This window comes from Paenibacillus sp. FSL M7-0656, from assembly GCF_038003225.1.
Classification (GTDB): domain Bacteria; phylum Bacillota; class Bacilli; order Paenibacillales; family Paenibacillaceae; genus Paenibacillus; species Paenibacillus amylolyticus.
This window is the reverse complement of record NZ_JBBOOT010000001.1, coordinates 4,226,848-4,250,281: the sequence shown is the minus strand read 5'-3', so window position 1 is coordinate 4,250,281 and position 23,434 is coordinate 4,226,848. Positions and strand designations below refer to the sequence as shown.

General features: G+C 45.2%; 22 protein-coding genes and 1 tRNA gene. 1 reads left to right on the top strand and 22 read right to left on the bottom strand.

The features are described 5' to 3' along the window. Window positions 1-194: 194 nt before the first annotated feature. From dnaB to rpsF, 19 genes are all read right to left on the bottom strand, one after another. The gene (dnaB, locus tag MHI01_RS18900) at window positions 195-1,556 is read right to left on the bottom strand and encodes a replicative DNA helicase (protein ID WP_036611922.1); all 1,362 of its coding nucleotides are present in this window, start codon (window positions 1,554-1,556) and stop codon (window positions 195-197) included. Window position 1,557: 1 nt separating this feature from the next. Further along, the gene (gene rplI / locus MHI01_RS18895; RefSeq protein WP_036611925.1) at window positions 1,558-2,001 is read right to left on the bottom strand and encodes a 50S ribosomal protein L9; all 444 of its coding nucleotides are present in this window, start codon (window positions 1,999-2,001) and stop codon (window positions 1,558-1,560) included. Continuing rightward, entirely contained in the window at window positions 1,998-3,989 is a 1,992-nt protein-coding gene (locus MHI01_RS18890) for a DHH family phosphoesterase (protein WP_076216655.1), read from the bottom strand. Before MHI01_RS18890 ends, rplI begins: the two co-directional genes overlap by 4 nt. An 11-nt stretch (window positions 3,990-4,000) precedes the next feature. After that, on the bottom strand, window positions 4,001-4,921 hold the full coding sequence (locus MHI01_RS18885; RefSeq protein WP_243391271.1) for a DUF2232 domain-containing protein: 921 nt from the start codon (window positions 4,919-4,921) through the stop codon (window positions 4,001-4,003). After that, window positions 4,918-5,220: a MazG-like family protein gene (locus MHI01_RS18880; RefSeq protein WP_017691445.1), complete on the bottom strand. Its 303-nt coding sequence runs from the start codon at window positions 5,218-5,220 to the stop codon at window positions 4,918-4,920. The genes MHI01_RS18885 and MHI01_RS18880 overlap by 4 nt, the downstream gene beginning before the upstream one ends. Window positions 5,221-5,484: 264 nt before the next feature. Further along, the gene (locus MHI01_RS18875) at window positions 5,485-5,910 is read right to left on the bottom strand and encodes a CBS domain-containing protein (RefSeq protein WP_017691444.1); all 426 of its coding nucleotides are present in this window, start codon (window positions 5,908-5,910) and stop codon (window positions 5,485-5,487) included. Between the two features lie 184 nt (window positions 5,911-6,094). Further along, on the bottom strand, window positions 6,095-7,129 hold the full coding sequence (locus tag MHI01_RS18870) for an LCP family protein (protein WP_036671869.1): 1,035 nt from the start codon (window positions 7,127-7,129) through the stop codon (window positions 6,095-6,097). 242 nt (window positions 7,130-7,371) lie between these two features. Then, window positions 7,372-8,958 (bottom strand): MFS transporter, encoded by a 1,587-nt coding sequence (locus tag MHI01_RS18865; RefSeq protein WP_101313488.1) that lies wholly within the window; start codon window positions 8,956-8,958, stop codon window positions 7,372-7,374. 230 nt (window positions 8,959-9,188) lie between these two features. Continuing rightward, window positions 9,189-11,606, bottom strand: a complete 2,418-nt coding sequence (locus tag MHI01_RS18860; protein WP_340983811.1) for a S9 family peptidase — start codon at window positions 11,604-11,606, stop codon at window positions 9,189-9,191. 122 nt (window positions 11,607-11,728) lie between these two features. After that, window positions 11,729-12,619: a D-alanyl-D-alanine carboxypeptidase family protein gene (locus MHI01_RS18855; RefSeq protein WP_100526833.1), complete on the bottom strand. Its 891-nt coding sequence runs from the start codon at window positions 12,617-12,619 to the stop codon at window positions 11,729-11,731. A gap of 254 nt (window positions 12,620-12,873) precedes the next feature. Beyond that, complete coding sequence (locus MHI01_RS18850) at window positions 12,874-14,700, bottom strand: oligopeptide ABC transporter substrate-binding protein (RefSeq protein WP_340983809.1); 1,827 nt, start codon at window positions 14,698-14,700, stop codon at window positions 12,874-12,876. 19 nt (window positions 14,701-14,719) lie between these two features. Then, on the bottom strand, window positions 14,720-15,625 hold the full coding sequence (locus MHI01_RS18845) for an ABC transporter permease (RefSeq protein WP_036611941.1): 906 nt from the start codon (window positions 15,623-15,625) through the stop codon (window positions 14,720-14,722). A 29-nt stretch (window positions 15,626-15,654) separates the two neighbouring features. Beyond that, window positions 15,655-16,617, bottom strand: a complete 963-nt coding sequence (opp4B, locus tag MHI01_RS18840) for an oligopeptide ABC transporter permease (protein WP_036611942.1) — start codon at window positions 16,615-16,617, stop codon at window positions 15,655-15,657. A gap of 7 nt (window positions 16,618-16,624) precedes the next feature. Next, window positions 16,625-17,557 (bottom strand): ABC transporter ATP-binding protein, encoded by a 933-nt coding sequence (locus tag MHI01_RS18835; RefSeq protein WP_047841027.1) that lies wholly within the window; start codon window positions 17,555-17,557, stop codon window positions 16,625-16,627. Between the two features lie 14 nt (window positions 17,558-17,571). Beyond that, window positions 17,572-18,561: an ABC transporter ATP-binding protein gene (locus MHI01_RS18830; protein WP_340983808.1), complete on the bottom strand. Its 990-nt coding sequence runs from the start codon at window positions 18,559-18,561 to the stop codon at window positions 17,572-17,574. 727 nt (window positions 18,562-19,288) lie between these two features. Then, window positions 19,289-19,879 (bottom strand): M15 family metallopeptidase, encoded by a 591-nt coding sequence (locus tag MHI01_RS18825; RefSeq protein ID WP_315372980.1) that lies wholly within the window; start codon window positions 19,877-19,879, stop codon window positions 19,289-19,291. A gap of 228 nt (window positions 19,880-20,107) precedes the next feature. Beyond that, window positions 20,108-20,380, bottom strand: coding sequence for a 30S ribosomal protein S18 (rpsR, locus tag MHI01_RS18820; protein WP_017691433.1), 273 nt, complete (start codon window positions 20,378-20,380; stop codon window positions 20,108-20,110). Window positions 20,381-20,436: 56 nt separating this feature from the next. Then, entirely contained in the window at window positions 20,437-20,922 is a 486-nt protein-coding gene (ssb, locus tag MHI01_RS18815) for a single-stranded DNA-binding protein (RefSeq protein ID WP_017691432.1), read from the bottom strand. A 48-nt stretch (window positions 20,923-20,970) separates the two neighbouring features. Beyond that, a complete protein-coding gene (gene rpsF / locus MHI01_RS18810; RefSeq protein ID WP_036611944.1) occupies window positions 20,971-21,264 on the bottom strand; it encodes a 30S ribosomal protein S6 in 294 nt (97 codons plus the stop codon). Window positions 21,265-21,466: 202 nt separating this feature from the next. On the opposite strand from rpsF, the gene MHI01_RS18805 reads away from it, so the two are divergent. Continuing rightward, a complete protein-coding gene (locus MHI01_RS18805) occupies window positions 21,467-21,661 on the top strand; it encodes a YjzC family protein (RefSeq protein ID WP_036671877.1) in 195 nt (64 codons plus the stop codon). A gap of 438 nt (window positions 21,662-22,099) precedes the next feature. Here MHI01_RS18805 and MHI01_RS18800 read toward each other — a convergent pair. From MHI01_RS18800 to MHI01_RS18790, 3 genes are all read right to left on the bottom strand, one after another. Beyond that, a tRNA-Ser gene (locus MHI01_RS18800) sits at window positions 22,100-22,190 on the bottom strand. Between the two features lie 103 nt (window positions 22,191-22,293). Next, window positions 22,294-22,503: a DUF951 domain-containing protein gene (locus MHI01_RS18795; protein WP_036611950.1), complete on the bottom strand. Its 210-nt coding sequence runs from the start codon at window positions 22,501-22,503 to the stop codon at window positions 22,294-22,296. Beyond that, a complete protein-coding gene (locus MHI01_RS18790; protein WP_127547526.1) occupies window positions 22,493-23,434 on the bottom strand; it encodes a mechanosensitive ion channel family protein in 942 nt (313 codons plus the stop codon). Before MHI01_RS18790 ends, MHI01_RS18795 begins: the two co-directional genes overlap by 11 nt.

The window sequence follows — 23,434 nt, the reverse complement described above, 5'->3', positions numbered from 1 at the left end:
CCATTATTTCAACACAAAAAACCGGAGACTTCAGTCCAAGCTTACTTGACTGCTATCACCGGTTCAAGGATACCCATTTCAATGTGAATCTATATCTGGTATTTATAACACATGTTTGCGTTCAGTTGCTCTAATGGTTGATCTTCGGGACAGACGATTCTCGCTTCTTGATCGAAGTCGTCAGCACCTGCCCGTTACATCGCGAAGGCGTCATTGTGCGCCCTCTCGTAATTGACGAATTTATTAAAGTTTTTCAGGAAGACCAGTTCCACCGTACCTACCGGTCCGTTACGCTGTTTAGCGATAATGATCTCGATAATATTTTTCTTCTCGGTCTCCTGGTTATAGTAGTCATCCCGGTACAGGAACGCTACGATGTCGGCATCTTGCTCGATCGAACCCGATTCCCGCAAGTCACTCATCATCGGACGTTTGTCCTGACGTTGCTCTACACCCCGGCTCAGCTGGGACAAGGCAATAACCGGAACTTCCAGTTCCCGGCCAATCTGTTTCAGTGTACGTGAAATCTCGGATACCTCTTGTTGACGGTTCTCCCCTGCTTTACCACGACCACTAATCAGTTGAAGATAGTCAATTAGGATCATACCGAGGCCTTTCTCTTTCTTCAGGCGACGGCATTTGGCACGAATATCCGCTACGGTAATCCCTGGCGTATCATCTATGAAGATGTTGGCTTCTGACAAAGCTGCAATACCCATCGTCAGCTTCTGCCAGTCTTCATCACCCTTGAAGTCACCCATACGCATTACGCTGGCATCCAGGTTGGCTTCCGCACAGATCATACGTTGCACCAGCTGGGCAGCTGACATCTCCAGACTGAAGATGGCTACCGTCTCCTGGGCCCGAATGGCTACGTTCTGAGCGATATTCAGGGCGAAGGCCGTCTTACCTACGGAAGGACGGGCCGCTACAATGATCAAGTCACTGCGCTGGAATCCGGCAGTCATCTTGTCCAGATCGATAAACCCGGACGGAATACCTGTTGTTGTACCCTTATTCTGATGAAGTGTTTCCACACGATCGAATACTTCCATCAGTACGTCCTGTATGGCTATAAAACCACTACTGGAGCGACGGTTGGAGATCTCCAGAATGCGACGTTCAGCTTCTCCGAGCATCGCTGCAACATCTTCTCCGCCTGTATATCCTTCGCTCACGATCTGTGTTGCCGTACGAATCAGGCGACGCAGCATCGATTTCTCTTCGATAATCTGAGCGTAATAGTCTACGTTCGCGGCTGTAGGTACACCATGGGCTAGCTTAGCCAGATAACTAACGCCCCCGATGTCCTCCAACTCACCTTTATCCTTCAGAAGCGAAGTCAGTGTCACGAGGTCAATTGGTTGATTTCCCTCACCAAGCTGGATCATCGCTTCAAAGATTAATTGATGGGGTTTATCATAGAAATCCTCGGTTTGCACCCGTTCCATCGCTGTAATCAGGGCCTCGCCCTGCAACAGGATTGCACCCAGCACGGCCTGTTCGGCTTCCAGGTTCTGCGGGGGAATCCGGTCGAATAACATTTCTCCGCCCATCTTACTCTTCCGTTACCTGTACCTTCAAGGTTGCCTTCACTTCAGGGTGAACCTTGACAGTTACTTGTGTTACGCCGAGTGTACGAATAGGCTCGTCCAGCTCAATTTTACGTTTGTCTACTTTCAGACCCTTTTTAGACAAAGCTTCTGCGATCTGTTTGCTAGTAATGGCGCCAAACAGACGACCGCCTTCGCCGGACTTGGCTTTCAGTTCAGTCACTTCTGCTTCTAGCTTCTTCGCAAGTGCTTCCGCTTCCGCTTTCTCTTCCTGTTTGAGTCTTTCCTCAGCCGCCTTCTGGTTGTCCAGTGTCTTCATGTTGCCGTCCGTTGCCAGACGTGCGATTCCCCGTGGCAATAAGAAGTTCTGTGCGTAACCCTCAGATACTTCTTTCACTTGCCCTTTCTTGCCTTGACCCTTCATATCTTTTATAAAAATGACTTTCATTCGAACAGCCCCTCTTCCTTTTCGATTTCAGCCAGTACGTTCGTCAGCCGTTTTTCCGCCTCTCCAAGCGTTCCTTCAAGCTGCACGGCAGCATTCGTCAAATGTCCGCCACCGCCCAGTCGTTCCATGACAACCTGAACATTCATGCGCCCCAGCGATCTCGCGCTGATGCCAATCAGTCCATCCGGACGCTCACTAATCACAAATGAAGCGACCACGTCAGTCATATTCAGCAATGTGTCCGCCACCTGGGCGATCATCATCTGTGAAATCTTGCTGCCAGGGTCGGTGACCGCCAGCGCAATGTTTCCATATACCATTTTAGCATGCTTTATGATTTCTGCCTTAGCAATATATTCTGACAGATCCTCTTTCATCAACCGCTGGATCATAATGGTGTCCGCACCGCTACGGCGCAGGAAACCTGCCGCTTCGAACGTTCTGGACCCCGTGTGCAGTGCAAAATGCTTCGTATCCACCGTAATCCCGGCAAGTAGAGCCGTAGCTTCTAGCGGAGTGAATTGTACCTTATCATGAATGTATTGCAAGAGTTCGGTTACCAATTCGGCAGCAGAGGACGCATAAGGTTCCAGATAGATCAACACTGCGTCATTGATGAACTCTTCACCCCGGCGATGGTGATCCACAACGACGACACGGGTAGCAGACTGTACCAGTTTCGGCTCCATGGTCATGGAGGCCTTATGAGTATCCACCACCACCAGTAACGTGTGCTCGGTCATCATCTGGGTTGCCTGTTCCGGTGATACAAATGCTTTGGACAACTTCTCGTCCTTGTTCACTTGCTCCATCATGCGTTCAATCGATGGATTAATTCCATCCAGAACAATTCGTGCTTCCACATTGTACAGACTGGCCGCTTTCCACACTCCGATGGATGCGCCGATCGCGTCCATATCCGGAATTTTGTGCCCCATGATGAGCACCCGGTCGCTCTCCTGCATCAGATCACGCAGCGCGTGCGCAATAACGCGGGCTCTTACCCGTGTCCGTTTCTCCACTGCGTTAGACTTGCCGCCATAGAAAGACAGGCGTTGTCCGGACTTCACGGCAGCCTGATCACCACCACGTCCAAGTGCCATGTCCAGACTGGACTGTGCCAGTTCTCCCATCTCACTGATGCTATCCGATCCAAACGCCAGTCCAACACTGAGTGTCATTGGCACTTTGAGGTCAGCAGTCATCTCCCGAACTTCATCCAAAATGACAAATCGGCTCTGCTCCAGTTCCTGCAAAGACTTATGATTCAGCATCAACAGATAACGATCAGAAGACAGACGGCGCAGGTACACTTCGTACCGCTTGGCCCATGACGTAATCTCGCTAGTCACACGGGCAATCAGCGCTGTACGCTGTTGATCGTCCATGCCTTGGGCAGCCTCGTCCAGATTATCCAGAACGAGAATTCCCAATGCAAGGCGTTCATTTTCATATTTATCACGAAGAATGGCTAGCTCCGTAATCTCGTATACATATACATACCGCTCCTGCGGGTTATGAATAACTCCATAATGCCGATCATCCAACTGGAATTCGTCATGCAACTCCTTGGATGAATGTTCCTTCGTCCCATCCTTCTTCTCTTTAGGCTGAGGAAGTTTGGGAAACATATTAAGTAGCGGATTACCCACCATTGTCTTCTCCTGGAACATCTCCGCGACAAAGCGGTTATGCCACTCTACCGTACGATCTTCGCTGTACAGCACAATTCCGAATGGAAGCATGCTGACCGCTTCCCCCTCCATCCGTTTGATCCGAATAGATAGGCCATTAATGTAGTCGTTAAGCTCACGGCGGAACGCGAGCTCCGCCTTAATCATGACGATTCCCAGCGCCGAAGCCAGTATCAGACTAATCAAACCAAGCGTCCAGTTATAAATGGTAACGAACATAACGAGCAACAGCAGCAGTATGAACGCCCATACGGTATAGTAGCCGTGCCAGCGTTTCTTCAGAAATTTAGGCATGACTCATCACCCTATCGTTTTGATTTCGATATTGCCTCACGAAGCGGGAACGCCAGATCGATAATTCCGATAATCCGAAGCGGACCAATGAAGAAGACAGCAGCCGCCAGGAAATATGGTATAACCGGATTCCATTTCTTTGTATGTGAGAGAAAGAAGAAGAAACCGATCGCTTGAATCATGAAGCCCAGATTAATTAACGGGGACAGATTCATGGCAATCATGGTCCAGTATGTTCCATCACTTTGTCTGGAGATCACTTCGATCAAGAGAGCAAGGAAATAATACCAGATCAATGCACGCGGCATACGCCATTCTCTCGCTGGTGGAAGCTTCGATACCACCACACCCATCACGTTCAGAATTGGACGAGCTATGGCGTGTGTAATAAAGGCCATTACCATCGATGTGACAACGAGAGCAAACGGAATCATAAGCTGTGTTTGTTTGGCAACATCCTCGGTCATCTCAGGTGTCCATGCAAAACCGTTGATCATCTGATTCGATGTATTGGTTAACGGTTCAATGGTCAATTTGACCACATCTTCAATATAACTGGACAGGTCGAATTGGAAAATGACACTGCCGACCAAGAGCAACAACAAGTATTCTGCCAACATCATGCCACTTCCCGCCATCAGGGCGAACAGGGCTGATTTACGTGTTTTATACGCGTGACCCATAACGATCGCAGGCAGGGTGAAGATGAGCAATAGTAACAGATAGATGGGGTGGAATACGACCAAAATAACAGCTACGGGCACGAGATGCCATATAAATGATTTTAAAGATAATGAAGCATACAAAATAACTCCCGGAATCATCATAAAAAATATGGCAAGTACCGATAAAGGAGTTAACAGCGAAAGTAGCAAGAGCAGATAAACTGCGCTCCAAACAGCTGATTTAAAGCTAAATTTCAACAAATTCACCTCTTACGCATATGATCTTCTAGCGCGGAAATATCCTGGTACCAGTCTTCAAGCTGGTGACCTTCCTGTTTATGCTTTTTCAACTTCTCAACTAGCAGTGCATCCAGATCCTTGAAAGGAATACCGAGCCTGCGGCCCAATATGTAACTACTCATAATCAAACTGGCAAGACTGTCCCCGATTCGAGTTGTACTGCCTTCCCATAACGCCTTGAATAATCGGGATACCTGATCAAGCACTTCGGTTTTCAGCCATTCAATCACTTTAGCGCGTTTGGCTACATCCAGTTCTTTAGGCATATTGGCGAAAGTCACTCTCCCCCGAAAAAGCTTTATTCTCGATTATAGCATAAAAAGAGGGCCCGCAAAATTACCCCAAAAAACGGAGAAGTTCTCCGAAACTGATGTCAGGTACTTATGCGGAGTCCTCCGTACATCCTATCGACTATATATTTGTAAAAAACTTCGAATGCGCCCCTGATTCAGGACTTCTTAAGTTTAACATGATACCGGACGGCTGTGATTATCCCTAATGAAACAATAATGTTTAAATTCGTAACAGCCTTACTTAGCCTTGATCGATTCTTTGGCTACAATGCCCTCGCAGTACTCAATAATCTGACTCCGTCTGACAATACCAATGAACCGATCCATATCATCGACCACAGGAACAAAGTTCTGAACTTTAGCCAGATTAATCAGGTCCTCCATGTTGGCGTTAATGGATACAGGTTTAATATCCAAGCGAAGGGGAACATCCTTGAGCAAGAACTTTGAAGCGTTTTCAAATGAAATCTTTCCCTCGGCATTCTTCATATACCACAGTAAGTCGCCTTCGGTAACCGTACCAATATATTTGCCCTCTTTATTCAAAATGGGTACCGCCGTAAAACGATGATATTCCATCCGTTCCAACGTTTGCCGCAGCGTAGAATCCGACGTCACGCACGTAACCTCTTGTTTGGGTAGCAAAAAAAATGCGATGTTCATACCCTTGAGTATCCTCCTTGTGAATTTCTTCGTTCAACTTATCTCACTCAACTTATATTATACGGATCAGAACGCAGGATGTTCCAAAAGGATAATAGTTCTCAATACAAAGAAAAAAAACAGCAGCCCGCGAATAAACGTACTGCTGATTGTGGTCTACAACACATCATTGGTATGGAATTGGTTATTCAATCTTTTGCCGGTCAGGGATCATTACTTCACCGGCTGGGGTCGATTGATCCATCCAGTTGTTAATCAGCTCTTTGGCATATTGGACATCTTTCTCGTCAGCCTGACCATAATAGATACCGTCTTTTTTCATCCCCTCACCCAGGATGGTGAAGCTCGAAATCTGTGGTTTCTCCTGAGTAAGCACTTGTTTAGCCAGATCAATAATGAAAGAAGCTCGCATATCCGTCTGGAAGCTGTCTCCCATGATCTGAATCAATTCTGGAATTTTGGCGATTTGATTCAAATTCAGCATCTCATTCGCCATCGCGTTCAGGAAAATCTGCTGCCGCTTGGTACGATTAAAATCGCTATCCTCACGGTATCTTACATAATACAGTGCTTCCTGCCCGTCATAGATCGGCTTACCGCCTTCAATCGTGAATTGCACATGATCCGGATTCTTGTTCACAATGTCCTCATCAATTGGCAGTTTTACACCACCAAGCGCATCAACCACTTTTTTGATTCCGTCGAAGTTGATCGTTGCATAATAACCCACATCAGCATCAAGAAATTTCTCCACGGTATTGATGGACATATTCTCCCCACCAAAAGCATAGGCATGCGCCAGCTTATCATAATCATCTTCGCCGTCCTTGTTGGCATCCCGTCCTACAATCTGCACATACGTATCACGTGGAATGGATACCAACAGCACACGGGATTCCTTCGGACGTACTACAGCATAGATGACGGTATCGGAACGTCCACGCGTTTTCTCATAGGCGCGTTTATCCGAACCGAGCAGTAATACGGAGAAAGGTTCCTTACGGTATACCGTCGGATCAGGCGTGTTGTTGCCTTCCTGCGGTACATAAGAGCGGGATAACTGATCTTCTACTGAACCGGCGAGAAACAGATCAAATGCCGCTACAGCCAGTTGCTGACGGAACAAATACCCTCCGATTAACAAAACAACAAGTGAAACGAGCGTTATATATAGGCCTTTTCTTCTTTTCTTCTTCTTATCCTTAGTTCTGCTTTTCATCCATCGATTCCTTCTTCACTATCGAAATGATAATCCATAATACCAATTAAACGTCTGAGATGTCTTGTGACTCGGTGTTCACTGAAGTTTTCTCTCTCTTGAATCAAGACACCGCTTACGCTCGTTCTATTGTAATCATTGCGAGAGCAAGAAAAGTTACAATCCGGTTAAATTGAAAAGAACAGCGACTCCTTTTTAGCTACAAAAGGTACACTGTTCTCTTCATTTCTAACGTTATCGAATCAGTTTGTGGATATACTTTCCACATGTTGACTCTTCTCTTTTTGACGCAGACGTCCCGTTATAAGCGCAGCTACCAGCGTAAGTACACTGAATACCACCGCAGACCAGAAAAGGCCATTATAACCCTGCCCTGTCGTTTGATGCACTGCCTGGAGCAACACATCACGGATGCCTTCATCAGGAATCTGGGACAGGCCCTCTGTCAGACTGGAGACATCACTCCCTGCTGCTCCACCCGATGCATATTGCTCCAGCATCTCCGGAGGCACCTGAATTCCTTTGTCAGCGAATCCTGCCTGAATGTTGGACCCCAGATTAATGAAAGAACGTGCCAGGAATCCAGCGAAAATCGTAGGTGCAATAGCCATCGCCATCTGGCGGAATAACGAACTGGTCGCTACCGCGATGCCTTTGTTGTTCTCCCCCGCCTGTTCCGTGACAAGTACGTTAACTGGCGCACCAAGCATCATGCCGAAACCGATACCTACGAGTGTACTCGCGATGACAAATTGCCAGATATGCTCCACCCATAGCGGGAATAGCAGGAATCCAATGGCAGATAGCAGCCCCGCAACCGATAACGTCCAGATTGGCCCTTTGCGGTCAACGAGGTATCCACCTCCACCTGCCCCGATGCCAGATGCCAGCGCAAGCGGAGTAAACCAGTACCCGGAAGCCGTATTGGATACGCCGAGATATTGCTCAACAAATCCGGGAATAAAGATCACCGAGGCCAGAATGGCTCCGGAGAAAAAGGCAATCAACAGCGTCCAGCGAAAGGACGCAATGCCCAGAAGCTGTGTCGATACAACAGGTTCACGTTCAGATCCTTCCAGCCTTTTTTCCATGAAGTAAAAGAGCACCAGAATGATTACACCTGCCAAGAAGAAACCGTAGAACATCGGTGATCCCAGGCTTTGAAGCATGTTCACACCGTCCAGATTGCTGAAGCTATACATTAAACTGAGTACACCCAACGTTAGGACAGCAATGCCGCTCCAGTCCACTGCTGCACGATTCAGTTCCTGCTCTTCCTGAATAAATCGAATACCTGCTATGAATAGCAGAATGGCGATAGGCACGTTAATCAGGAATAACCAATGCCAGTTGCCAGTCAGATCCAGTATAAAAGCACCGACATTGGGTCCCAAGATAGCGGCAACACCATTCATCCCTCCAAGCAGACCCAAGGCTGTACCTTGTCGCTCCGCCGGGAACTTGCTTAATACGTATGAGCTGGCAATGATAAAAATCCCACCACCGCCCAAAGCTTGAATGACACGAGCAATCAGGAAAAAGGTAAACGATGTGCTCAACGCGACAAGCAGGGACCCGATCCCAAACAACGCCACTTCAATCAAAAATAGTTTCTTGCGACCATAACGGTCCGACAGTTTGCCCGCAATAGGTACACTCACCGCAAGCCCAAGCGTGTAAAGCGTAATCGTCCATGCTCCCCATGTTGGCGACACACCAAATGATGCATTTAAGGTGGTCAGTGAAGAGGTGATGATCCCGTTATCCAGCGCAGCCATAAATACCCCTATGGCAAACAGGACTAGCGGCCATTTCATTTGTTTTTGCATCACAAGTTACCTCCCGATCAGATCGTAAATTCAGTATCGTACAGTTGGTTTGGTACATATATATTAAACCGAGTTGAATAATAATGACTCACTGGTCATTTTAAAACAAAAGAAAACCATATGTCAATTTAATAATATGGCTATATGGATCAATTTACCTCTGATTCGATAAAATAAAGTTGCCCACAGATTCGGTCGAACCTGCGGGCCAGTCTTCAATGTCTAACGTACTATTGCTGCATCAGGTGACGATTCAGAAATTTCTCAATCGCACGGTACAGATCAAGCTGATTCTCCACGTTTGCGAAGCCATGACCTTCATTATTCTTTAACATATACGGTACATCAACTCCACGCTTGCGTAATGCTTCAACGATCTGGTCTGACTCGGCTTGTTTGACACGTGGATCATTAGCGCCCTGAACCACGAATAATGGAGCCTTCATCTGATCGATGTGGAAGAGTGGTGAAATGGCTGTTAACAGTTCCTTGTCCTGCTCGGGATCTCCTACACGTTCATAGAACATGCTGCGCTCCGATTCCCAGTAAGGTGGCAGTGAATCAAGAAGGGTGAAGATGTTGGAAGGTCCGACATAGCTAATGCCTGCAGCATAGACGTCCGGTGTGAATGCCAATCCTGCCAGAGCCGCATATCCGCCGTAAGATCCACCATAGATCGCTACGCGCTTCGCATCAACCGTTCCCTCTGCAACTAGCCAATTCACGCCGTCTGTGAGGTCGTTCTGCATGGCTTTACCCCACTCTTTATTACCTGCATCCAGGAATTCCTTACCGTACCCCGTAGAGCCACGGAAGTTCACCTGTAGAACGGCATAGCCACGGCTTGCCAGGAATTGAATTTCAGGATTGAAGCCCCATGAATCGCGTGCCCAAGGACCACCATGTGGAACAACCACCAGTGGCAAGTCGGAAGCCTCCGATCCTTGAGGCAGTGTCAGATAACCATGAAGGGTTAGCCCGTCACGTGACTTATACGTAATGGGCTTCATGTCCGACATTTGGCTCTCATCAATCCAAGGTGCGGCATCAGCTAATTTATCGAGTTTGCCTGTTTTGGAATCGTAGAAATAATACGTGCCCATCGTTTTGTCGTTATAGGCTACAAACAGTACCTGGCCTTCCTCGCTTATGCTGCTGAGACTAACTTCCTTACCCGGCACTTTCGCTTTGATATCCTGCATTAACGTTTTGAACTCTTGATCAAAGAATTCATAGTTCACTTTATCTGTCTCATACACAGCAGCAAGAATAGTTCCTTTTTCTTTGGAAGGGATGAAGCTGCTTACATCCACATCTTTATTTTCATAAATAGTTTTGGTTACCTTCTTGCTGCTTGGACTGTACTCTACAATTGCTGTTTTGTCCCGCTCCAAATTAGATACGGCATAGATGTTTTTATTGTCATACGTGAACATGACTGGAGCAAAAGTCTCTCCCAGCTTCGTTGTCAGTAGCGGCTCGAACGGCTGATCCTCTGATTCCCGATACAGTAACGATGACACATTACCATCACTGGATACGGCCACACGAATTTTGCCTTCGTGATCCGTCAGCCAGCCCGTAATATTGCCTGGATTCTCTGCCGCAAGCACAGACTCTCCTGTCTTGATGTTAATACGGTATACATCGAAGATGCGTGGATCACGCTTGTTCATGCCTACCAGAATCTCATCCGGGATATTCTCAAGCGGATCTACCAGGATGGCTCTTGTGTTAGGATACGGTGTCAGATCCTTGCTATTTTTACCATCAATATCCGTAATATATAAATGATAGTTCTCATCGCCTGCTTTATCTTGCACATAGAGCAGCTTGTCATTGGTCGCCCATGCAAATGCTGCGATATTACGTTCTGTTTCGCTCGTAATGCGTACAGGCTTATCCTCGCCGTTTGCGGTAACTACGATATTCATACGGTTGTTCCATGGCTCCAGGTAAGCGAGATGTTTACCGTCAGGTGACATCTGGAACCCTGCCTGAGCAGGCTGTTTGAAGAAGTCTTCCAGAGGTGTAAGCCCCTCTGACTTTACATCGAGTCCGAGCGCAAAATACAGCGCATCTGCGAATTCGCCATGAGTCACCGATTGTTTGGCATTAAATGCACTACCTTCGATAATAAAATGTTGCTTAACCCGTGCAGCGTCATTCGCATGCACAACTGGAATCTGATCGGCATCGCTGTATACTACCTGAATTCCGTTGTCCTTCAGTTCAAATGCACGCGTAAACAACGATGCCATTTGTGCACGTGTAAGTGGCACATCCGGGGCAAAGCCCTTTGCCTTCCCTTGAATGAGCCCGCCTTGCTTCAGAGCGTAGATGGCAGGCGCAGCTTCATTTTCCGGCAAAACATCTGCGAAACCTGTAAGTGATGCAGGCGCATCCATTTTAAGTACACGTTGCAGAATGATCGCTGCTTCGGCACGAGTGATCGGAGTTGTTAACTCTGTGATTTCATCTATGTATCCCAGTTGCTGTAGTGTTTGTGTCGCCTTGGAGGCAATAGCCTCCGAGACTGCCGCTGTAGGTTTTACGGCTTCTGCCGCCTGTACAGCTGGTTGAATCAATGCAATGGACATGGCCATGGTAAGCGTGAGAGCGTATACCTTTTTGCTAATCGCGTTCAAACGATTTCCCCCTTTAAAGTGAATTACAGAATAATATGGAATTATACGTAAGTTATTTTACCATGATTAACCACTATATAACAGCGAGAAGAGTCTCCTATACGATGTCCTTGTTCACCCTTTCATTTTGAGCCCGAAAACCCATAGTTGAATAACTTCCGAGTCTCCACAAAACGCCCTTCACGAGTATCTGTTCCAAATACAACTGATATCAGTCTTTTGCCATCACGTTCAGCTGTCCCCACAAAATGATATCCGGAATCTTCATCATACCCGGTCTTTAATCCGTCATTCCCATCATAAGCATACGGTCCACCAATAGAGGACAACATCCAGTTCGTGTTACTCATGTACATCCCTTTTTGGTGCATTGATACTTGCATTTGACTGGAGATTCTTAAAATCTCGGGATGGTTATTCAGCAGATATCGCGCAAGCTTGCATGCATCTATAGCCGTCATTAAGGTCTGCCCTTGTATATCCATCGGACGGTTAGGACCAAGCAGCTTTTCACTGAGGCCCGTTGAATTCGTGAATTGTGTATCCTCAGACAGCCCAATCTGAGTTGCTTTCTGATTCATCTGTTGCACAAACTTCTGCTCTGTACCACTGATATGTTCAGCCAGAGCAACCGCTGCATCATTGGCTGAATAGACAGCTATGATCTCGAACAACTCCTGAACGGTGAATTGCTCTCCTTGTTTCAGGGTCAGTTGACTGCCCCCCACGGAGCTGGCATACAGACTCACATTAACAAGATCATTCCAGCCTATATCACCATTGATCACGGCCTCCATTACTAACAGTTCTGTCATCAACTTACTGACGCCTGCCGGAGCAATCTCTTCGGAGCCGTTAAAATCCATTAAGATCTGTTCAGAGTTCATATCCATTAGTACCGCAGATTCAGCTTTAATTCCCGGTTTGCCTACCAGCATGTCCGGTTTCACACCCAAATATATAATAAGCAAGAGAGCTAGCAGCATACCTGCCCGTTTCCACCATTTTTTCATAAGATGATCACCTCTTACCTATATAGACGAAGTAAAGAGGCATTTTGTCTGCACTTTTTTGAAAAAAAGTTAAATTTTTTTTATTTTTTGGTTACAAAAAAAACATGAACCCCATACACCCATGCCAGAGTGTACAGAATCCATGTTTTTAAAGACACTTTTTATTCATTTTCCCAGGAGAATTCTTCATTAATAATCTAGCAACCGGCTTCTTAAAGGACCCCAATCCTTACAGCTGCTAATTTAAGAATGTGTTACTGAGCTACAACTGCTTTGTCTGCATTAACTTGCAGGTCGCTCAGGTAAACGCCTGTTCCATCACCAATCGCATAGTTCATTACACGTTTGTTAACGGGTGCTACAACTGCACGATACAGTGTAGGGAATACAGGAACTTCATCTACCATGTATTGCTGCCATTGATTGTAGATCTCTTTACGCTTGTCTACATCAAATGCTTCAGCAGAGATACCTTGTGCCAGCAATTTGTCATTCTCTTCGCTGGAGAATCTGGAGAAGTTGTAGAGTGCATCGCGGCCATACAGACCAGATGGATCTACGTCAATACCAACGCCCCATGCTGCTTGATACACATCAATTTTCGGATCATCTTTACCTGTGTTACCTACACGGTCATAGAAGCTGTTGAACTCAACCATTTCCAGGTTTACTTTCAAACCAATAGCTGCCCATGATTGAACATAATAACGAGCCAATGGTTCAGCTGTGTCGCCACCAGTCATGGATACAAAGTTGATTTCGAGTGGTGTTCCATCCGGATTCGTACGGAATTCACCATCCAGTTTGTAACCAGCTTCGTCGAGCAATGCTTTCGCTGCTTCTGGATCATATGCTACACCCGGATTGTTGGAATCATGGAATTCTGGGTGAGATGGTGGAATCAAGGTTGTTGCATTCCAACGCAGGCCATTATAGAAACGTTTACCTACTTGATCGTTATCTACAGCCATCCACATTGCTTTACGCAAGTTTTTGTCGCCCATTTTTGCTTCGGCATTGCTTACAACTTTTCCGTTCTCTTCATCCCACGTACCCAGTTTGAAACCGATGTACGTATAAGCACGATCGATTGCGCCCAGGAATTCTACGTTGGACAGGTTAGCATTATCTTTGTATTGATCTGTCGGGAATGCATCCACGAGGTCTACCCCGCCAGATTTCAGTTCTTGAACAACCGTTGTCGGGTTGATAACTTTCAGAGTCACTTTGTCCAGTTTCGGAGCCCCACGCCAGTAGTCTTCGTTCTTAACATAAGTTACAGACTCACCCGGAGTGATTACATCCACTTTAAATGGACCAAAACCAATTGGTTTTTCACGTACTTCTTTGGAAGAAGACATTTTTGCTACATCCATATCGCCGAAGATATGTTTAGCCAGTGGATACGTCCATACGCCACCTGTCAGCAGGGACGGAGTGGATTCTTTATACGTAATGCTGATTTGTTTGTCGCTCAGCACTTTAATACCAGAGATTGTTTTTGCTTTTCCAGCATGGAATTCTTCCATACCTACTATGCTAGTAAAGTTGGAGTCATAACGTGGACCATCATACGCTTTGTTACCAATAACTTCATAAGCAAATTGCAGATCTTCAGCCGTTACCGGCTTGCCATCATGCCAGTTTACGTTGTCACGAATGGTCAGTGTGAACGTTTTGCCATCTTCAGATGTCTCATATGTTGCTGCACCATCATTGGTGTACACATAGTCTTTGTCCCATGTAAGTAATGGCTCATCGAACCATTGCAGTACCTGAACATCCGGGTTACCGGAATAGAAGTTATAGTTCAGTGTACCTTCAAAAGCAGTATCCGATACAAGTCCGAATGTAATCGATCCACCCTCGATCGCAGTACCTTCATTCGTTTTGACATTGTTGAAGTCTTCAATGGAGTAAACGCCCTCTTCATTAGCAGGTTTTTCCTCCGTTTTTCCCTCTTCTGTGTTGGAAGCTGGAGCTGGAGTAGCTGCTTCTTTCTCAGAGCACGCTGCGAGCACCAATACAAAGACCAACATCATCGTGAAAAATAGTCCCCGTGAAAATAATCCCTTTTTCATGAACCTTTCCTCCCTTTTTTTAACCTCTTCTTTGTCTTGCATCAGTCGCACGCTTTAGGGCTTGACCGACATTATTTATACTCAACATCAATACCAGAATCAGTACCGATGCGGGTAGCCATATCCACCATCTGGACTCCAGGGTTTGCGGATTACGTGCATAACTTACGAGTGTTCCAAGACTAGGCGTACTTTCGGGAAAACCAAACCCTAGGAAAGACAGCCCGGATTCGAGGCCAATGTTGGCAGCGAGATTCAATGTCATCGTTACGATGATAATGGAACTCAGATTCGGAAGAACCTGTGAGAGCATAATCTTCAGATGAGATGAGCCCAATGTTTTTGAAGCTTTTACATAATCCAGTTCCCGTTCCTGTAATGCTTTGGAGCGAATCAACCTGGCGATACCCATCCAGAGAAATGCCGTCATGATTAGAGAGAACGAGATGATATTGTATTTCGGTACTGCCGTAACAAACGCGATAACAATCATCAACATCGGAAGGATCATGAAGAAATCAACAACACGCATAAACAGGTTGTCTATCATTCCACCGAAATAACCGGATAAAAGGCCAATTAAGATACCTATGAAGCCAGTCATTAACGTTACGATAATTCCAATGGTCAGGGAGTTACGTGTACCGATGACCAGTTGGCCAAATACATCACGACCTCCATAGTCCGTTCCAAGCCAATATTTCGCGGATGGAGGTTCATATAAGGCAAACAGATCCACGCGTACGATATCATCCTGATTCAGAATGAGAGACGTGCCATATACCAGCAACATGACCAAGCCCAAGAAAATGAGCGAGATTAGTGCCACCTTATCTCTGACAAGCTCCCTCCATAAAATACTCAAGCTGGAGGGGCTTTTATCAACCTTTTGTGAAGTTACAACTACCTCGTTGGCCTTGCTCATCTTGTTTTCACCCCGAAATCTTCAAGTTCTTACTTGATCCGTATACGTGGATCTACAATTCCTAGAATTATGTCAGACAGCAATGCCCCGAGAATGGAAGCTACGCCATACAACAATACGAGTGCAGTCACAACGCTGAAGTCACGCAATGAGATGGAACTCAGGAACAACTGCCCCATACCTGGATAACTGAATATACTTTCAATAAATACCGTACCTCCGATAAGCCCTGTAATCTCATATCCGAAGAACGCGGCGATAGGTAATAGTGAGTTCCTCAAGATATGCCTGTTGTAGATCCGGGATTCCGAGGCGCCTTTGGCTCTGGCAGTAATAACGAATTCCTTATGCTTGATATCAATGATTTCACTACGTAAATATTGAACCGTAGATACCGTTGTAATTAGTGCCATGGATAATGCCGGCAATAATAGATGATAGAACTTACTCATTACGTAGCTGAATGTGCCTGGTGTAAGACCCGGCGCAACGCTACCTCCTGTCGGGAACCAGCCGAAGTGGAATCCGAAGATCCATACCATCACCAGTGCGAAGATGAACAATGGTGCGGCAAACCCCAGGTAAGTGTATCCCGTGATCAACCGATCAGACCAGGTATCGTTGTAACGACCACTGATGATACCCAGTGGAATAGCGATCAGGTAAGTCAGTACAAGTGTCGCCAGTGCGAGCCAGAATGTATTTGCTACACGCTGACCGATCAAGTCGGTAACCGGCATTTTGAAACGGAAGGATTGCCCAAAATCACCTTGGATGGCGTTTTTGATCCAGTCCCAATATTGCACGTACCAGGGATTATTCAATCCTAGTCTCTCTCGCTGCGCTTCCAATGCTTTGGGATCAACGCTTGGATCAAGCAATCCCGTTAGTGCATCGCCCGGCATGGCTTTGGCCATCAGAAAGACCAAAAGACTAAGTAAAAAGATCTGAGGGATCATTATGATAATTCTGCGTACTATCGTTTTCCACATATGGCCTTCAACCTTTCTGAGGTAGAGCTACTCGGTGAGTATCGGAAATGGATTTGAGCGAGTATGCAAGCCCTTCCTCATCAAAGAAATTTCGGTATGAATGTTCATACTCGGATTTGACCTGTTGACGGAAGGCTACCATTTCCTCTCGTTTGGTTGGGTCCATATCCGGAATGGCTGCAATGAGACGTTTGGTATAGATGTGTTGCGGATTCTCAAAAATATCATTTGTTGTGCCCTGTTCCACATATCGACCTTTATACATAATCCCAATCTGATCACACATATGACGGATGATGCCCAGATCGTGACTGATGAACAGATAGGTCAGATTTAATTCTTTTTGAATTTCCTGCATGAAGTTGAGTACCTGAGCTTGTACCGATACATCGAGTGCAGATACAGGTTCATCCGCGATAATTAGTTTCGGCTTCAGTGCAATAGCCCGTGCAATGCCAATCCGTTGACGCTGTCCGCCGGAGAATTCATGCGGATATTTGTAGATTGATTCCGGACTCAGGCCAACCTTTTCAAGTAATTCTCTTACTTGTCTTTTCTCCTCGGTAGCTGTCAGACGCTCATAGTTACGAAACGGCTCAGCGATAATATCGATAACCCGCTTCTTTGGATTCAGTGATGAATATGGGTCTTGAAAAATCATTTGAACATCCCGCTGGAGTTGCCTGTTCTTACGTCGCTCTGTAGCCAGATTTTTGCCGTTAAACAGAATCTTTCCGTCAGTGACATGGTTTAGCCCAATAATGGCTCTGCCTGTTGTTGTCTTACCTGAACCTGATTCGCCAACCAGACCATAGGTCTGTCCTTCTTCAATGGAGAAGCTAACATCATCAACAGCCTTTACACTGCCAATTTCCCGTTTAAGCAATCCACCGCGAATCGGAAAGTGTATCTTGAGCCCTTCTACTTCGAGTAATGCCATTATGTTATTCCTCCTCAGCTTTGGTCAGGGAAATGAAAGTGCTGGTAACAGGTACACCGTACAAAGTGACCTGGTGCAATTTCATGCATCTGTGGGTTCTCTTCATGAGCCGATTCACTAATCCATGGAATTCGGGTTTTGAATCTGCACCCTTTGCGAGGAAGATTTTTGAGTGATGGTACGATGCCTTGGATGACATGTAATTTGGATCTTTCTTCAGACAGGGTGGGAATAGAGTTCAACAATGAGCGGGTATATGGATGCTTCGCATCGTTCATCAATGTGAAGATATCTGCGATTTCAACAATTTCGCCTGCATACATAACTGCAACGCGATCAGCCATCTCAGCTACGACACCCAGATCATGTGTAATCAGAATAATGCCTGCGTTAATTTCATTCTTCAGATCACGGATCAGCTCCAGAATCTGTAGTTGAATCGTAACGTCAAGCGCCGTCGTTGGTTCATCGGCTATGAGTAGTTCCGGTTTGTTGGCAATCGCAATGGCAATAACAATTCTCTGTCTCATACCACCAGATAGTTCGTGGGGATACTGCTTGTATATTTGTTCGGGACGTGGAATCCCTACCTGATTCAATAAGTGAATGACCTTTTCTCTCTTCTCTCTAGAAGACAGCTTGGACTGATGAAGTGTGAGAATCTCTTCAATCTGTTCACCAATAATCATTAGAGGATTTAGTGCGGACAATGGGTCCTGAAAAATCATGCCCATTTCTTTGCCGCGTAGCTTGTTTAACTTGCTTGGGGAGATGTTGGCAATATCTTGTCCTTTATAGAGAATCTGGCCTTCGATCTTTGCTTTGTTATGCAAACCCATAAGAGAGAATGCAAAAGCACTTTTACCTGACCCGGATTCACCTACAATTGCCAACACTTCATTTTTCTTCACCGTAAGGTTAACGTGATCCACTGCTGCATAATAGTCATCTTCAATTCTGAATGATGTTGTTAGATTTCTGACTTCCAATAGCTCTGTATTCAAATCAATCACCCTAACCCCATAATTTCCGTAGATTGTATTCGTGTGTAGAGAAATGCATCCACTGTATATTTCCAAGTTCTTGAAGATAACGAACAATAGCTTATACAAAATACCAAATTGTTAGGAGAAACAAGTTTAAGAGACTTATATTTAGACCATTGGTCAATTAATGTTGATAATTCCTAGCGGAATTATATATCAAAATAATTAATGTAATCATACGTGTAATTTTAGCTAACGTCAATGCTTATTTTGAGATTTTTGGTATAAATGTTTTTTATACTACAGATTTGGATATTAGTAATACTATAAAGGCATATAGCAGGATTTTGAGAGGTATTATCTTGTTTTTAGCTGTGAGGTGAACATAGGCAATTAGACGATATAACATATACATAACATAATAGTTACATTTAGTGTATGTGTATGCTTTGATTTAAGTAGACATTCTTAATTTTGCGTGAGGTAAATGTTACATATATGAGTGATGATTATATCTCGATCTATAGCTGAATTTTATTGAACCCGGAGCCGTTATGCTTACAATTGAAATAATATGTGCGATCAAAGTAAAAAATCTAGTTAATCTAGTATAGTTTTATTTATTTGCTAATGTAAAGACCAAATTGTCATCTTTTATCATTTATTTTACAAAAGAAAGAAAAAAGCCCTGCAAAATGCAGAGCTTATCTAATAATTATTCATTTAAGTGTATATATAACACCTTTTACTGAGAGTCAGGGGGTCTTTTACCACGTTTTAACTCATTAATACTCAGTCCAAAATCCATCTGCAAGTGAGGATAGTCCGGAAAGTTTGCCCAATCTCCACCCCAAGTGAAACCTAACTCTTTGGCGAGATCCACAACTTCCATCCAGTCTGTCTTGCCATTGCCGTTATCATCCCGTTCCATATCCCACACCACATCACCCTCAGGCGTCCTCAATGCAAAATCAATTGCTAATCCGTAGTTATGATATGACTCACCACCACGTGCATTAGTAACGATATTGCCTGCGCTTGAGCGTCCTTGGTTGAATAGTGCATCTTGCTCCTCGGAACTTCGGTAACCGTGGGTGATAACAATCTCTATTCCACGTCTCGCTGCCTTACGTACCAATAATTTCTCATTCTCTGCTACCACAGGATGTAGGCCGGTGATTGGCAGAGCTTCTTGGATTGTTGTCCCAGGCCACATATTATCTATATCATCTTTTTGCTGTAACCATACATATATAATGGAAAGTAAAAGAGTAGCTATAATCCAGGTTTTCAGACTTTTTTTTCTCTGTTTGCCTTTACGTTTTGATGTATTCATATCCACTCCTGGTGTTTATTCTGAAATAAACAGCTATTCCTGCTGCCTGAACCTTTTCAGTAGATTAGACTCTATTATAATTCATTTGAGCCTTGAATGCTTCTATCACCACAGTATTGAATTCTTCCATTGGTTAGAGTGGATCTGTTATTTCTAATAATTCTATTGATATATACAAAAAAGCAGCCGGCTATAAGCCGACTGCTTCGTATGCAAGCTGAGTAAAAACTACTCAGTTGTGTATGGCAATAATGCGATTTGACGGGAGCGTTTGATTGCAATCGTCAGCATGCGTTGATATTTAGCGCTAGTACCTGTTACACGGCGTGGCAAAATTTTTCCACGTTCGCTGATAAATTTACGAAGCAAGTCCGTATCTTTATAATCGATGTGAGTAATTTTGTTAGCTGTGAAGAAGCACACTTTACGACGTTTATTACGGCCGCCACGACGTGCCGGTCTTTTATCGTTGTCTCCGCCTTCTCTTTGCTTGAAGCCCATGCTTTTCAGTCCTTTCCTATCATGTAACCCATATCTCCTAAGAGTATCAGCTCATGTTAAAATGGCAAATCATCATCCGATATATCAATCGGTTTTCCGTCATCGGAAAAAGGATCCTGATTGTTGCTACGCGAATTATTGTTATTGTTCGCGCGTCCGCCGCCTCCATAAGAAGGCTCTTCACGCATTGGTTGCCCACCGCCGCCACCGCTATTATCACGGTTAGCTGACTCCAAGAAACGGACATTATCGGCAATGACTTCGGTCACGTATACACGTTTTCCTTCGTTATTCTCGTAGTTCCGTACTTGAATGCGTCCTTCGACTGCAGCCAGGCGTCCTTTGCGCAAGTAGTTCGCACAGGTCTCGGCAAGCTGTCTCCAGGTTACGACCGGAATGAAATCGGCTTCCTTTTCTCCCCCTTGGCTTGTAAACGGTCTGTCCACTGCCAAAGTAAATTGCGTAACTGCCACTCCTGCTGGAGTGTAACGCAACTCAGGATCCCGGGTTAACCGTCCGATCAGAATGACACGGTTCAACAATGTAATCCCCTCCTTCAGAGCGTATTGGTGCGTTAATCACGAGTTGTCTTAAGCAGACTTAACGTCGTTGGTAATGAGATAACGAATTACTTCGTCAGAAATCTTCATGAGACGCTCAAGTTCAGTTACAACTGCTGGTTCAGCAGTGAAATGTACCAGAACATAAAAACCATCACGGAATTTCTTGATCTCATACGCAAGACGGCGTTTACCCATAACGTCGTGAGCTGTAACTTCACCACCGCCGTTGGAGATGATGCCTTGGAATTTATCGACTGTAGCTTGAACAACTTCTTGCTCAATGTCAGGACGAATAATGTACATCACTTCATATTTGCGCATAATTTTCACCTCCTTATGGACTCTGGCCCTCAATCTAGGTTGAGAGCAAGGAACGAGCACAAACTCGAACTATATTAATATAACAAATACCGAGTCAAAGTGCAAGCAAACGTTCCCTGTACATATTGGCACATGATCAGCCCAGCTATGGAGCACACTACAGAAGCAACAAAGTAACATAATCTGCAGAGGAGGTTTTATCATGGGTGAAAAAACCGAGTTTGAACCAGGAGACAAAGCCCCAAACGATGGAGAGTATACGGAAGTTGGGGAAAAAAGCTTTGTCACGGAAATTCAGAACCCTAAGCGGGTAACGCTGCAAAAAGGTGAAGCTTTTCCCGAAACAAGCAATCATAATCGTAAGTGGAAGAAGCTGACCAAAGCCCGCGTCCATTAATCGCAATACTTTTTTACGATCCATGTATATAAAACGGAATAAAGCACATAATACAATCAGGCGGTGCACGAGAGAGGTGTGGTTCCGTTGGACAACGAAGCCGATCATTCGCTGTTGGAGATTCATCACGTAATTTAAGAAGCAAGTGGTTATGTGTAGTAAGGCCCTTCGTCTGAAGCACGCGTATTGCTACGTGCAGTACACCAAATGTCTGATTGTTACGACCGATTGTTTCCTAACAAACAAATGCACCGCCGGATAAAGAGCCCTTCGGGGCTCTTTGTTTTTCGTTCGAGCCATTAATGATGCATCTGATATGGATACATGTTCAATACATATTCAATAAAACGTTATACCAAAAAAGACTTTCCTAATGGAAAGTCTTCTTATCGATCTTTTTATTAAACTCAATGTGTATTGAGTAAGTTACAATTGAAGTGGCGGAAAGGGTGGGATTCGAACCCACGCACGCTGTGACACGCCTAACTGATTTCGAGTCAGCCCCCTTGGGCCTCTTGGGTACCTTTCCGCAGCAATATTGATTATAGCATGATCATTTACAGAACGCAACACTCCTGCGGAGCCTGCATGTAAACGTTATTACGCATACTGCATACCGAATTATTGCAAGATCAGGATTCAGTGGAATCTTCGGCTGAACGCAGTACCTTCTTCATGTTTTTCTCGAATTTCGCTCTTGGAATCAACACGCTGTGTTTACATCCGACACACTTAATCCGAATATCCATACCCATACGAATGATCTCCATCTCATTGCTACCACAGGGATGCTGCTTCTTCATCTGCACAATATCCCCAAGCTGGAAACTTTTACGCTCCACCTGTGCCATCCCCCTCATCTTTCTCCAAAGCTACTGCCTGTTCCAATACGGCTTGATTGCTCATCTCATGATACTCCAGCGTTTTTTTCACATCACCCTGAATCTGACGTTCCACCGAAGCACGAGAGTTAGGCATACATTCAGCCACGATTCGCACCACATACTCAGATGTAGACATCGACTGTATACCGAGCACATCCGGCACCTTCACAATATTTAGGTCACGCTCTTCAATCCCAACCAAAGACTTTTTCACCAGATGTACCGACTCATCGAGACTTAAGTCCGCCTTCATCGGAATATCCACTACAGCCAGCGAATTCGACATGGAGTAGTTCGTTACACTTGCAATCGCCCCGTTTGGGATAATGTGCACTTCACCTTGCCAGCTGACCAGTTTCGTTGTTCTAAGTCCGATCACTTCAACCGTTCCCTTGTAGGTTCCCGTCTGAATAACATCCCCCACAGCGAACTGGTCCTCCAATATAATGAAGAAACCGGTAATAACATCCTTGACCAGACCCTGTGCACCAAAACCAATGGCAAGCCCGAGCACACCGGCACTCGCGAGTAGAGGTCCAACTTGGATATTGATCTCAGATAACAGTAGCAGAATCATAATAAAATTACATGTTATGGAGGTCGCATTTTTCAACAGTTCCCCTACGGTTACGAACCTGCGCGGATTCACGCGAATCTTGCCTTCCTGCTTGCGTTCCATGGAACGATCTATAATCCGATAGACTACCTTAATGACAATACGGGTGATGATAAAAATAATGATGATCCGGATTGAGCTGAACATAATGTTAAGCCACATTTCTGGATCTGCAATTTTGTTCCAGACTTTATCCGTCCAACGAAGGGCTTCATCCACGGCGGCTACCGGACCGCTAGCTGTAGTCCCTTGAGCAAACTGAAATGACAACAT

What these genes read in the sequence shown, in the direction of transcription:
- MHI01_RS18865 (WP_101313488.1), bottom strand. Translation starts at nt 8,958, where the DNA reads ATGCAAAAACAAATGAAATGGCCGCTAGTCCTGTTTGCCATAGGGGTA.
- MHI01_RS18870 (WP_036671869.1), bottom strand. Translation starts at nt 7,129, where the DNA reads ATGAAAAGCAGAACTAAGGATAAGAAGAAGAAAAGAAGAAAAGGCCTA.
- dnaB (WP_036611922.1), bottom strand. Translation starts at nt 1,556, where the DNA reads ATGGGCGGAGAAATGTTATTCGACCGGATTCCCCCGCAGAACCTGGAA.
- MHI01_RS18880 (WP_017691445.1), bottom strand. Translation starts at nt 5,220, where the DNA reads ATGCCTAAAGAACTGGATGTAGCCAAACGCGCTAAAGTGATTGAATGG.
- MHI01_RS18845 (WP_036611941.1), bottom strand. Translation starts at nt 15,625, where the DNA reads ATGAGCAAGGCCAACGAGGTAGTTGTAACTTCACAAAAGGTTGATAAA.
- MHI01_RS18855 (WP_100526833.1), bottom strand. Translation starts at nt 12,619, where the DNA reads ATGAAAAAATGGTGGAAACGGGCAGGTATGCTGCTAGCTCTCTTGCTT.
- opp4B (WP_036611942.1), bottom strand. Translation starts at nt 16,617, where the DNA reads ATGTGGAAAACGATAGTACGCAGAATTATCATAATGATCCCTCAGATC.
- rpsF (WP_036611944.1), bottom strand. Translation starts at nt 21,264, where the DNA reads ATGCGCAAATATGAAGTGATGTACATTATTCGTCCTGACATTGAGCAA.
- MHI01_RS18850 (WP_340983809.1), bottom strand. Translation starts at nt 14,700, where the DNA reads ATGAAAAAGGGATTATTTTCACGGGGACTATTTTTCACGATGATGTTG.
- MHI01_RS18805 (WP_036671877.1), top strand. Translation starts at nt 21,467, where the DNA reads ATGGGTGAAAAAACCGAGTTTGAACCAGGAGACAAAGCCCCAAACGAT.
- MHI01_RS18835 (WP_047841027.1), bottom strand. Translation starts at nt 17,557, where the DNA reads ATGGCATTACTCGAAGTAGAAGGGCTCAAGATACACTTTCCGATTCGC.
- MHI01_RS18875 (WP_017691444.1), bottom strand. Translation starts at nt 5,910, where the DNA reads ATGAACATCGCATTTTTTTTGCTACCCAAACAAGAGGTTACGTGCGTG.
- MHI01_RS18790 (WP_127547526.1), bottom strand. Translation starts at nt 23,434, where the DNA reads ATGTTGTCATTTCAGTTTGCTCAAGGGACTACAGCTAGCGGTCCGGTA.
- rpsR (WP_017691433.1), bottom strand. Translation starts at nt 20,380, where the DNA reads ATGGGCTTCAAGCAAAGAGAAGGCGGAGACAACGATAAAAGACCGGCA.
- rplI (WP_036611925.1), bottom strand. Translation starts at nt 2,001, where the DNA reads ATGAAAGTCATTTTTATAAAAGATATGAAGGGTCAAGGCAAGAAAGGG.
- MHI01_RS18825 (WP_315372980.1), bottom strand. Translation starts at nt 19,879, where the DNA reads ATGAATACATCAAAACGTAAAGGCAAACAGAGAAAAAAAAGTCTGAAA.
- MHI01_RS18890 (WP_076216655.1), bottom strand. Translation starts at nt 3,989, where the DNA reads ATGCCTAAATTTCTGAAGAAACGCTGGCACGGCTACTATACCGTATGG.